We start from the raw sequence: 10,349 nt of genomic DNA on the forward strand, positions 1-10,349 counted from the left end.
CTCAACAGCACAGCCTTCCCTTGACGCAACGCTCAGCGCCTTCTATAGATTGAATCGTGTCCATTTTTCATTCTTCTTAGGGGGTTATCTATGCCAAAGGATGCGATTTTCTATGCCACGCTCGAAGAAGCTATCGATGCGGCCCGCGAAGAGTTCCTGGTCAATAATCCGGATAGCGACGAGGAGAGTGCCAACATTGAGCAACTGAATATCCAAAAATACGTTCTGCAGGATGGCGATATCGCCTGGCAGGCCGAATTTTTTGCCGACGAAGATGAAGAAGGCGAATGCCTGCCGATGTTAAGCGGCGAAGCGGCACAGAGCGTTTTTGACGGCGACTATGACGAGATAGAGCTGCGTCAGGAGTGGCTGGAAGAAAATACCCTGCATGAGTGGGACGAAGGAGAATTTCAGCTGGAGCCCTCTCTGGATACCGAAGAGGGGCAGACTGCCGCCGATGAGTGGGATGAACGCTGATTAGTTGTACGGACCGTGGCTGGCATCAAGCGGCAGCAGCAACGTATCGAACACCAGCGAAAAAGGCAGATCGAGAATGGTGATGTAGCGCCATGATGAGTCGCGCACATCCCACTGCACGCCGGGGTAATACTGATTGCCATGCCCCTGCCCCGGCACCGTGCGGCTAATAATACTGCCGCAGCCGCTGAGCAGCAGCGCCATGGCGATAACCCATAAAATTCTCATCAGCGACCTCCCTTCTCAGATAAAAAAATACCGGCAATATTGCCGGTATTTTCCTTCACAGACGGCTTATTTCGTTTTCAACGCCAGCGGGTTAAGCGTCACCTGCTGATAGGCGTTCACCCACGAAGAGTATTTCTCCGGCGCGGCCCACACGCGGTAGTGCAAACGTGACAAGGTGACCGGGTCGCTCAACAGCACCAGACGACGGTCGCGATTGAGTTTGTCGGGCGTCTCGTTCAGCGCTTGTTCAACGTGACGTTCGCGGGCGATATCCAGAATGTGGCCATGACGGTGACGTGCGGTTGCCATTGCCGTCGCCAGCGCGTTGAAGGACGGGTTAAACACGGCGTGCATAAAACCATTGTCCAGGGAACGCTGACGGTTCAGGGTCAGATACGCATCGGTATCCTTCAGTACCTGCGGCGGGGAGTACTCTTCCGGGATCAGGAACAGCTTCCAGCGTTTGGTACGCAGACCGACGGTGGCCCGACTGGAAATCACCGACACGAACGGCGACAGGATCAGCGAGACAACGATCGGCGCCAGCCAGAACAGGAAACGCAGATCCAGCCACGCCATACCGACCGCCCACACCAGACCCAGCAGCAGCTGCGAGCCATGGCGCATAAAGGCTTCACCCCACGGGGTGGAGTCATCATCACGCTGCGGAGAGTTCCACACCACTTCCCAACCGAGGAACGCGCTGACCACAAACACGGTGTGGAACAGCATACGCACCGGCGCCAGCAGTACCGAGAACAGCACTTCCAGCAGCAAAGAGAGCGTGACGCGAATAAAGCCGCCGTACTCTTTTGAGCCTTTGCACCACACCAGAATAATGCTCAGCAATTTCGGCAGGAACAGCAGTACCATCGTCGAGGCGAACAGCGCAATCGCCAGCTCAGGACGCCACTGCGGCCATACCGGGAACAGCTGCCGCGGCTGCAGGAAGTACTGCGGCTCAGTCAGCGCATGTACCACCTGCAGCGCGGTCGACAGGGCGAGGAACATGAACCATAGCGGCGCCGACAGGTAGGACATAACGCCGGTCAGGAACACCGCACGGTGTACCGGGTGCATACCTTTAACCAGGAACAGGCGGAAGTTCATCAGGTTACCGTGGCACCAGCGACGGTCACGCTTGAGTTCATCCAGCAGGTTCGGCGGCAGTTCTTCATAAGAGCCCGGCAGATCGTAGGCAATCCACACGCCCCAACCGGCACGACGCATCAGCGCCGCTTCCACGAAGTCGTGCGACAGAATCGACCCGGCAAACGACCCTTCTCCCGGTAGCGGCGCCAGCGCACAGTGTTCGATAAACGGCTTCACGCGGATAATGGCGTTGTGACCCCAGTAGTGCGATTCGCCAAGCTGCCAGAAGTGCAGACCGGCGGTGAACAGCGGACCGTAAACGCGGGTCGCAAACTGCTGACAGCGGGCATACAGAGTGTCCATGCCCGAAGCGCGCGGCGACGACTGGATGATCCCGGCATTCGGGTTCGCTTCCATCAGACGCACCAGCCCGGTCAGACATTCGCCGGTCATCACCGAGTCAGCATCCAGCACCACCATGTAGCTGTACTGGCTGCCCCAGCGACGGCAGAAGTCATCGATGTTACCGCTTTTACGCTTCACACGACGGCGACGGCGACGGTAGAAAATCTGTCCCTCGCCCTGCACTTCCGCAATCAGCTCCATCCACGCTTTCTGCTCGGCGACGCAAATATCCGGATTGTAGCTGTCACTCAGGATGTACACGTCGAAGTGCTGCTGTTGCCCTGTCGCCTTCACCGACTCCCAGGTGGCACGCAGGCCGGCGAATACGCGATCGACGTCTTCGTTGCAGATAGGCATAATCAGCGCCGTACGGTGTTCCGGGTTCAGCGGTTCGTTGCCGACGGTTGAAGCGGAGATACTGTACTTATCGCGCCCCATCAGCAGCTGCAGGAAGCCCATCAGCGCGGTCCAGAAACCGGCGGAAACCCAACAGAACAGAATCGCGAACAGGATCAGGATCCCGGATTGCAGCACGTATGGCAGCAGCTGCATGAAGGAAATCCACAGATTCTGCCCGACCATGTCAGCCGGATTGATGAGCGCCCACCCCTGATACGGCAGGATGGTTTTCATATACCAGGTTGCGACAACGGTCTGCGCCAGCGTCAGCAGCAGCAGGATGTAACGACGGATAGTCCCGACGGTACGCCACTTCTGCTCGCTCTCCTGCTCTTCCTTGGTCAGGCGAGAGAGATAGCGCGGGGTCACGTCACGTCCGCGTAACCGATCCCAGAAACGCCCAACCGGGTTGGTGCGCCACGGGTCCGGGAACATTGAGGAGCGTTTTGCTTTCGGCATTGCGTTGAGCTGAGTACGCCCTTCATCATCTTTTATCAGCTGGTGACCGGCCAGAGAGTCTGGCCAGCTGTGTTCCAGTCGTGATTTCACGGAACCCAGCGGGGAATCGTCTTCACGAACAAAAGTATGATGTTCAGCGTCCAGCGCTTCATGTACGGCCTGCAGGCTTGTATCAGGCAGCGCGGCTTTTTCAGCCTCAGACAGCGGCAACGCGTCAATGTACTTCGTTATCTTATTCATTGGCAGGCAGCTGATAGCTCCAGGTTTCACTCAGCGTCTGGTCAGCATTGACCAGCGCAGCGCGCATTTCCGTGGTTTTCTTCGGATCTTTCACCTTCACACGCAGAATCATACGCCAGCCCTTAATCACCGGGTTATAACGCACGGTATTCTCAACGATTTCTGCGTTATCGCCGATGCTCGCCTGCGCCGTGACCGGCGTATCTGACGGCAGTTTTTTCATATCTGCGCCGACGAAGTCAACGATAAAGGCAATGGTGCCATCCGGCTGACGAATCAGGTTCGACTGCTTCACATCACCGGTAGAACGGCGGGTCTGCATCACATAGGCGTTATCCGGCGCGTGCAGTTTGTCTTCATCGCGGCTGAAGGTAATCGAGTATTTGAAGTTCATCTCTTTACCCGGCTCCGGCAGCTGATCCGGCGTCCAGTAAGTCACGATATTGTCGTTGGTTTCGTCATTGGTCGGGATTTCAACCAGTTCGATTTTACCTTTACCCCAGTCACCCTTCGGCGTGATCCAGGCGCTCGGGCGCAGATCGTAACGATCGTCGAGGTCCTCAAAACGCGAGAACTGACGGCCACGCTGCAGCAGGCCAAAGCCCTGCGGGTTTTCCATCGCATAGCTGCTGACGGCCAGATGCTTCGGATTGTTCAGCGGACGCCAGATCCACTCGCCGTTACCGGCAAGAATCGACAGGCCGTTAGAATCGTGCAGCGCCGGACGATAATTGGTCGCCGGAGAAGGTTGATTCGGCCCGAACAAGAACATGCTGGTCAACGGCGCAACGCCCAGCTTGCCGACTTTGTCACGCAGATACACTTTGGACTGCACGTCAACGACGGTATCGCGGCCCGGCATAATCACAAAACGGTAGGCGCCGGTCGCACGTGGGGAATCAAGCAGGGCATAAATCGTCAGACGCTTATCCGTAGCTTTCGGATGCTCAATCCAGAACTCACGAAAACGCGGGAATTCTTCGCCGGAAGGCAGCGCGGTATCGATAGCCAGGCCGCGCGCGGAAAGCCCGTATACCTGGCCCTGTCCCAGAACACGGAAGTAGCTGGCGCCGAGCATGCTGACGATTTCGTCGTTCTTATCTTTGCTGTTGATCGGGTACAGTACTTTGAAGCCGGCGAAGCCCAGGTCTTTCACCGTATCTTTATCATGCTGGACGCTGCCAAAATTAAAGTAATCCGGATTATATTTAATCTTACGCACGCTGTTTGCCGTCACTTCGTTAATGGTGACCGGCGTGTCGAAGTACATACCCTGATGATAAAATTCAAGTTTGAATGGGGTTTTCTGATTGTTCCAGTAAGCCTTATCGTGATTAAACTGGATTTGCTGGTAGTCCGCGTATTTCATGTCGCGGAAAGCGGAGGGCAGGTTGCTCTTCGGCGCTTCATAGCCTTTTCCGGCTAACGCTTTGGCCTCTTTTGCAACGTCATCAATGCTAAACGCCCATGCAGATGAAGTACACAGGGACAACATTACGGCTGCGCTTAACCAGCGCATTTTTATCATCTGTGGTTTAAGTTTCATATAAGTAAGCACTTCCCCCTTTGTGTGCTTAAATCGATCCGATCTATTTTAATGGTAATTCAGGCAATCCGACAACATAATCCCTGCTTTGTTCACCTTAGCGGCGCAGGTAACAGGCAGTTAACTGCCGCATTGGTACTTTACGTACTTATCCTGGAGACAGGGTTCCAGAGTTGATGTAGGGTTGCAGAGAATTTAAACGTTATCACGTTGAGTGATAAGACGAATTGTCCGAGAATGTAGTGATATTGTATGAATAATACGCCGGTACAACGTGAATATTTCTTCGATAGCATCCGCGCATGGCTGATGTTACTGGGGATCCCTTTTCATATATCACTGATCTATTCCAGCCACAGCTGGCATGTGAATAGTATCGAGCCCTCCTGGTGGCTGACGCTGTTTAACGATTTTATCCATGCGTTTCGCATGCAGGTCTTCTTTGTGATTTCTGGCTACTTTTCCTACATGCTTTATTTGCGTTATCCGCTGAAGAAGTGGTGGAAAGTGCGCGTTGAGCGTGTCGCCATTCCTATGCTGACCGCCATTCCCCTGCTGACGCTGCCGCAGTTCCTCATGCTGCAATACGTTAACGGCAAGGCCGAAAACTGGCGCGCCCTCTCGGGTTACGACAAATTCAATACTCTGGCGTGGGAACTGGTCTCTCACCTGTGGTTTTTACTGGTGCTGGTGGTCCTGACGTCTCTGGGCGTCGTGCTGTTTCGGTGGCTGACCGGCCGCCGTTCAGGCAATGAATCAACCTTTGGTGACACCGTCACATTAGGTCAGCTATCGATGGTTTTCCTGGCGCTTGGCGTGCTTTACGCGGTGATCCGCCGCTCGCTGTTCGTCCTGTATGCTCCCTTGCTCAGCAACGGTCTGTTCAATTTCATCGTGATGCAGACGCTGTTTTACCTGCCCTTCTTTATTCTCGGCGCCCAGGTATTTATCAATCCGCGCTTGAAAACGCTGTTCACTACGCCGTCGCCATGGTGCTTCGTCGGCGCCCTGCTGGGCTTTATCGCCTATCGCCTGAATCAGCAATATGGTTCCGGCGACGGCTGGATGTATGAAACCGAGTCGGTCATTACCATGGTACTGGGTCTGTGGATGGTGAACGTGGTCTTTTCTCTTGGCCACCGTCTGCTGAACTTCCAGTCGGCGCGGGTGACCTATTTTGTTAATGCTTCGCTGTTCATTTATCTGGTGCACCACCCGCTGACTCTGCTTTACGGCGCCTGGCTGGCGCCGGCGATCAAATCCAATATGCTAGGGTTTATGGCGGGCTTAATCTTCGTGATCGGTATTGCGCTGATGCTATATGAAATTCATCTGCGTATTCCCCTGCTACGTTTTCTGTTTTCGGGGAAATTTCAGCCAAGAGCGGCTAAGGCTCAGGTTTCCGCAGGCTGATAGCCTGCGGATATCAGGCGGTGGTGGGTCGGGGCGGCGCTCCTTTACTCACCTCGCGGCGGCTCAAGCAAGCGACGATAAATATCCGCGGTTTCCTCATCAAAACAGACAAAGCAGACGCGTTCCAAAGGATTGAAACGCGTCAGAAAGGCGCTGACCGTCTGCACGGCAATTTCCGCCGCCGCCTGCTTAGGATATCCATATACGCCGGTACTGATGGCCGGGAAGGCAATCGATCGATAGCTGTTCGCCGATGCCAGCTGCAGACTGTTTCGATACGCGTCAGCAAGCAGTTCAGCCTCCTGATGCCCGCCGCCGTGCCAGACCGGTCCGACGGCATGGATAACCGCGCTGGCCGGTAGCTGACCCGCGGTCGTAATCACCGCATGCCCCGGGGGGCATTCCCCTTGCTGCTGCCGGACGACCTGACAAGCGGCAAGGAGCTCCGGCCCGGCTGCACGATGGATTGCGCCGTCCACGCCCCCGCCGCCAAGCAGAGAGGGATTGGCGGCATTGACGATAACATCGACGTCAAGCGTAGTGATGTCGCCGAGAATAACCTCAGGTTTAACAGTCATTTCGCCTCCTGTCGGCAAACGTCTTTACATAAAGCACAGTGGGTAATATGGCACGATAGCCTGCCCGACGAAAGTCCGGTAAGCGTATGGCTGGCTATCATCCGTCCGCAGGATAGCAAGGCTATGTTGCGGGTTAACATCCCTTCAGGCGGCGATTGGCGGGCGGAGTCTCCTCCCGAGAACCGGAGCGATGGGCCGGGAGTCGGAATAACCAGAAAAAAACAGGACCGGAGGTCCTGTTTAGTTTGCGGGTGAAATCAGCTCATGCCTGGTCGGGCGTTTCGTTCACTAATGCGGATTTGTTTTTCCGCGCACGGGCGGCCAGCCATAGCCCGCAATTTTTCATTGCGTAACCAAACACCAGCCCCAGCGCCAACGAAGGTACCACCAGCCGCCAGTTGCCGTCGCCAGCAAACGTAGCGCAGGCACCAATAAAAGTACCGGGGACAAAGGAGAGCAGCAGCTGGCGAGCCTGAATACACATCAGGAAGGCCACGCCCCCGGTCATCATATAGCCCAGAATTTCCAGATGCGGCGCCAGCGCGCTGCCATAAATAATGACCAGCGCCCACACCATACCGCTCATCACCGTACAGGTTGAGATCAGCAACCCTTTTAACCCGCCCTGCGGGCAAGCGAAATAGGCCGTGCAGCCCAGAAAGCCCGCCCAGCTCAGCAGGCCAAGCGCGACCGCCGCCCAGCCCCAGATTCCGGAGAGAATGCCTGTCGTTATTGCGATTGCGAGGAGTATGTTCATGACGCGTATCATAGCAGATACGCGCCCACCAAATGAGATCTGAAGCACGTTACATGCAAGTTAACGATTACAATTGCAATAAAAACGTGATTCAAATCACATTTATTCTTCCGTCTCTTCCTGCAGTTCATCCCACATAGCGGAGAGCGCTTCACGCGTCAGGGGCGCCATCGTCCGCCAGAAAGGTGTCCCGGCATGCGCCTCGACTTTGCCGAGGAAAACCCCGCACCACGGCAGAATATAGTCAGCAAACAGAGTTTCCAGCGTTTCGCTTTCATCTTCCGTCGCATGATCTTCAAGCCAGGAGGCGGCCAGCAGCAGCGAACCAATGTGGTCGGCCTGACCTTCTCCGGTCGGGATCCCGTGCTCGCTGAGGAAACCGCGAACTTCAGCTTCGCTTGCCCCCTCTACCCACGCGCTACGATATGGAGGAACGCTGCACTCTTCACCGACAAACAGCGCATTGTAATCGGCGGCCAGCGGTTGCACGTCGCAGCTTTTTTGCAGACGTTCCAGCAACTCATCCTGCTCCAGCGGCCAGCTCGCCGCCAGCTTCCCTTCACGAATCAAGGTAAACAGCGGCACCAGCAGCGGATCCTGCGGCTGACGGTAGTACAAAGAGCCTAGCACGCGGCAGAGGATTGAAAACTCGTTCATTCAATTTTTCCAGTTTTTATATTAAAGATCGGCAAATTCAGGGATCGCCGGCATCCCACGGGACTCAAGGAAATTCAACAGCCGACGCGGGGACACGTTCAGGATCCGCTCTTCGGGGAAGTTCACATCATCGAGGATCTTACGACACTCTTTGAACTCGCCGAGCGTAAATGCGGTATGCGAATCCGATCCCAGCGCCACCCAACCTCCGGCATCGCGTACGGCGGCGGCAATTGCCCGGCAGTTATCTTCACTGCCCACACGCGACGAGACGAAGGATGAGTTGTTGATCTCCAGCGCCACCTGGTATTTTGCCGCCGCGGCGGCTATCGCCGGAATATCGACGGGATATTTCGGGTTGCCCGGATGGCTAATAATATGTACTGCGCCGCTCGCCATCGTCGCGATCATCGCTTCAGTATGGGTGGCTTTGTCCTGCGGCGGGAAAACCGGCTCATGGAAGCCCGCAATGAACAGGTCCAGTGAGGTCAGCATCGGCCCGGAGCAGTCAATTTCGCCGCGGGTATTTTTTATGTTGGCTTCAATACCACGTAAAATGCCCACCCCGTCCACCAGCCGCGGCCAGATGCGCATATTGACGAAATGCCAGTAGTGCGGGGCATCGGCCATATCCGGACCATGGTCGGTGATGGCGAAAAGTTTGATCCCCCTGCGCTTTGCTTCAGCAATATAATCGTGCAGGGTACTGTAGGCGTGGGTACTGGCGACGGTATGCATGTGCAGGTCAACAGGATACATCACAATCTCCTTCTCTGTTTGTGGCAAGAATAGCAGGAATCAGGACGCATGATCAGCAAAACCCCGCCGCAGCGGGGTTTTCTCTTAGTATCCGCGCTGGCGGTCGACCTGCCCGTGCACCGCCTCCCCGCGCTCCAGCCGGCCGATAGTGCTGGCAATATAGGTTATCGCTTCCAGCGGACGCGTAACTGCGGCGACATGCGGCGTCATGGCCACCCGGGGATGCGCCCACAGCGGGCTTTCCGCCGGTAATGGCTCGCGGCTAAAGACATCCAGCATCGCGCCTTTAAGCTTACCGCTATTCAGTGCCGCCAGCAGATCCGCTTCGACCACGTGAACGCCGCGTGCCAGATTGAGAACATAGCTGTTATCCGGAAGCTGCGCCAACAGCTGCTGGTTAATAATGCCGACGGTTTCCGCCGTGTTCGGCAGCAGGTTGATAAGCACCCGCGTAGCGCCGAGAAATTCGCCCAGTTCCTCCTGACCGGCGAAGCTTTGCACCTGAGGCCAGGATTTGCGACTGCGGCTCCAGCTTCGCAGTGGAAATCCCCATACCTGCAGCGCTTCCGCCACTTTCGAACCGAGTACGCCCGCGCCCATGATCCCGATGGTGAACTCTTCGCGACGATAGTCCTCCAGCGGCTGCCAGCGGGCCTGCTGTTTTAAGGCCTGGTAATCGTCGAAACGTCGGAACCAGTGCAGCACCTGGCTCACCGCATACTCTTGCATCTGCTGACCCATTCCGGTGTCTTCGAGGCGAAAGAGTGGAATCGACAGCGGCAGCATTTCCGGGTGTTCGCGGAGTTTACTCAGAATAGAGTCAACGCCAGCGCCGAGGGCAAAAACGGCTTTTAAGTCCCGTCCCTGCAGCATTTCCACCGGCGGATGCCAGACCAGCGCATAGTCCGCATGCTGAGTATCGCCGGATTTCCATTCGCGTACGCGCGCGCCCGGCAGCTGTTTTTCCAGCTCAGCAATCCAGTAAGCGGTATCAAATGTCGGGTGATAAAAGATTATGTCCATCATGGCTCCTGATCGCGGGCGCTGGTTGCAGGTTGACCCTGGCGCCGTATTTTACTTATTGTTTTCTATTGGATTGCCAGCATAGCAAATTTCATTTTTCTATCGAATAAAAACAGGCTGGCGACAAAAAAATCGATTGTCGCGCATTTAAAACGCAAGTTGCGCGAAGTTTGGCTAAACACGCGTTTTTTTGCAAAAGTTGATTGACGAGAGATACGTATTTCCCTAAATTAGCGCCCGTTCCCGACAACAACGGGAGCGACAATATGGTGAGGTGTCCGAGTGGCTGAAGGAGCACGCCTGGAAAGTGTGTATA

Annotated in this window: 11 protein-coding genes; 2 read left to right on the forward strand and 9 right to left on the reverse strand. The window is 55.6% G+C overall.

The window, feature by feature from the left end:
* Positions 1–90 precede the first annotated feature (90 nt).
* On the forward strand, positions 91–477 hold the full coding sequence (locus tag CWM52_RS16875) for a MysB family protein (protein ID WP_100685151.1): 387 nt from the start codon (positions 91–93) through the stop codon (positions 475–477).
* On the opposite strand, the gene CWM52_RS16880 is transcribed toward CWM52_RS16875, so the two are convergent.
* From CWM52_RS16880 to mdoG, 3 genes are all read right to left on the reverse strand, one after another.
* Positions 478–705: a YceK/YidQ family lipoprotein gene (locus CWM52_RS16880; RefSeq protein ID WP_100685152.1), complete on the reverse strand. Its 228-nt coding sequence runs from the start codon at positions 703–705 to the stop codon at positions 478–480. It lies immediately after the preceding gene.
* Positions 706–771: 66 nt separating this feature from the next.
* Positions 772–3,300 carry a glucans biosynthesis glucosyltransferase MdoH gene (mdoH, locus tag CWM52_RS16885; RefSeq protein ID WP_100685153.1) on the reverse strand — a complete coding sequence of 843 codons (2,529 nt, stop codon included), beginning with the start codon at positions 3,298–3,300 and terminating at the stop codon, positions 772–774.
* Positions 3,293–4,846 carry a glucans biosynthesis protein MdoG gene (gene mdoG, locus CWM52_RS16890; protein WP_165785406.1) on the reverse strand — a complete coding sequence of 518 codons (1,554 nt, stop codon included), beginning with the start codon at positions 4,844–4,846 and terminating at the stop codon, positions 3,293–3,295. Before mdoG ends, mdoH begins: the two co-directional genes overlap by 8 nt.
* 252 nt (positions 4,847–5,098) lie before the next feature.
* On the opposite strand from mdoG, the gene mdoC reads away from it, so the two are divergent.
* A complete protein-coding gene (mdoC, locus tag CWM52_RS16895) occupies positions 5,099–6,259 on the forward strand; it encodes a glucans biosynthesis protein MdoC (protein ID WP_100685154.1) in 1,161 nt (386 codons plus the stop codon).
* A 44-nt stretch (positions 6,260–6,303) separates the two neighbouring features.
* Here the strand turns inward: mdoC and ymdB are convergent, their stop codons facing one another.
* The 6 genes from ymdB to CWM52_RS26520 all read right to left on the reverse strand — a co-directional run.
* Entirely contained in the window at positions 6,304–6,837 is a 534-nt protein-coding gene (gene ymdB, locus CWM52_RS16900) for an O-acetyl-ADP-ribose deacetylase (protein ID WP_100685155.1), read from the reverse strand.
* A 262-nt stretch (positions 6,838–7,099) separates the two neighbouring features.
* Complete coding sequence (locus tag CWM52_RS16905; protein ID WP_100685156.1) at positions 7,100–7,594, reverse strand: DUF1097 domain-containing protein; 495 nt, start codon at positions 7,592–7,594, stop codon at positions 7,100–7,102.
* Between the two features lie 102 nt (positions 7,595–7,696).
* Entirely contained in the window at positions 7,697–8,251 is a 555-nt protein-coding gene (locus CWM52_RS16910) for a TorD/DmsD family molecular chaperone (RefSeq protein ID WP_100685157.1), read from the reverse strand.
* A 21-nt stretch (positions 8,252–8,272) separates the two neighbouring features.
* Positions 8,273–9,010, reverse strand: a complete 738-nt coding sequence (locus tag CWM52_RS16915; RefSeq protein WP_165785408.1) for a phosphatase — start codon at positions 9,008–9,010, stop codon at positions 8,273–8,275.
* A gap of 84 nt (positions 9,011–9,094) precedes the next feature.
* A complete protein-coding gene (gene ghrA / locus CWM52_RS16920; RefSeq protein ID WP_100685159.1) occupies positions 9,095–10,033 on the reverse strand; it encodes a glyoxylate/hydroxypyruvate reductase GhrA in 939 nt (312 codons plus the stop codon).
* A 91-nt stretch (positions 10,034–10,124) separates the two neighbouring features.
* Positions 10,125–10,349: hypothetical protein (locus CWM52_RS26520; protein ID WP_206057720.1), on the reverse strand; the 225-nt coding region annotated here is incomplete at its 5' end.

It is taken from the genome of Raoultella sp. T31 (assembly GCF_002806725.1).
Taxonomy (GTDB): Bacteria; Pseudomonadota; Gammaproteobacteria; order Enterobacterales; family Enterobacteriaceae; genus Klebsiella; species Klebsiella electrica.

Coding starts and splice junctions, on each gene's coding strand:
- ghrA (WP_100685159.1), bottom strand. CDS start 10,033: ATGGACATAATCTTTTATCACCCGACATTTGATACCGCTTACTGGATT.
- CWM52_RS16880 (WP_100685152.1), bottom strand. CDS start 705: ATGAGAATTTTATGGGTTATCGCCATGGCGCTGCTGCTCAGCGGCTGC.
- ymdB (WP_100685155.1), bottom strand. CDS start 6,837: ATGACTGTTAAACCTGAGGTTATTCTCGGCGACATCACTACGCTTGAC.
- CWM52_RS16910 (WP_100685157.1), bottom strand. CDS start 8,251: ATGAACGAGTTTTCAATCCTCTGCCGCGTGCTAGGCTCTTTGTACTAC.
- CWM52_RS16905 (WP_100685156.1), bottom strand. CDS start 7,594: ATGAACATACTCCTCGCAATCGCAATAACGACAGGCATTCTCTCCGGA.
- mdoH (WP_100685153.1), bottom strand. CDS start 3,300: ATGAATAAGATAACGAAGTACATTGACGCGTTGCCGCTGTCTGAGGCT.
- CWM52_RS16915 (WP_165785408.1), bottom strand. CDS start 9,010: ATGTATCCTGTTGACCTGCACATGCATACCGTCGCCAGTACCCACGCC.
- CWM52_RS16875 (WP_100685151.1), top strand. CDS start 91: ATGCCAAAGGATGCGATTTTCTATGCCACGCTCGAAGAAGCTATCGAT.
- mdoC (WP_100685154.1), top strand. CDS start 5,099: ATGAATAATACGCCGGTACAACGTGAATATTTCTTCGATAGCATCCGC.
- mdoG (WP_165785406.1), bottom strand. CDS start 4,846: ATGAAACTTAAACCACAGATGATAAAAATGCGCTGGTTAAGCGCAGCC.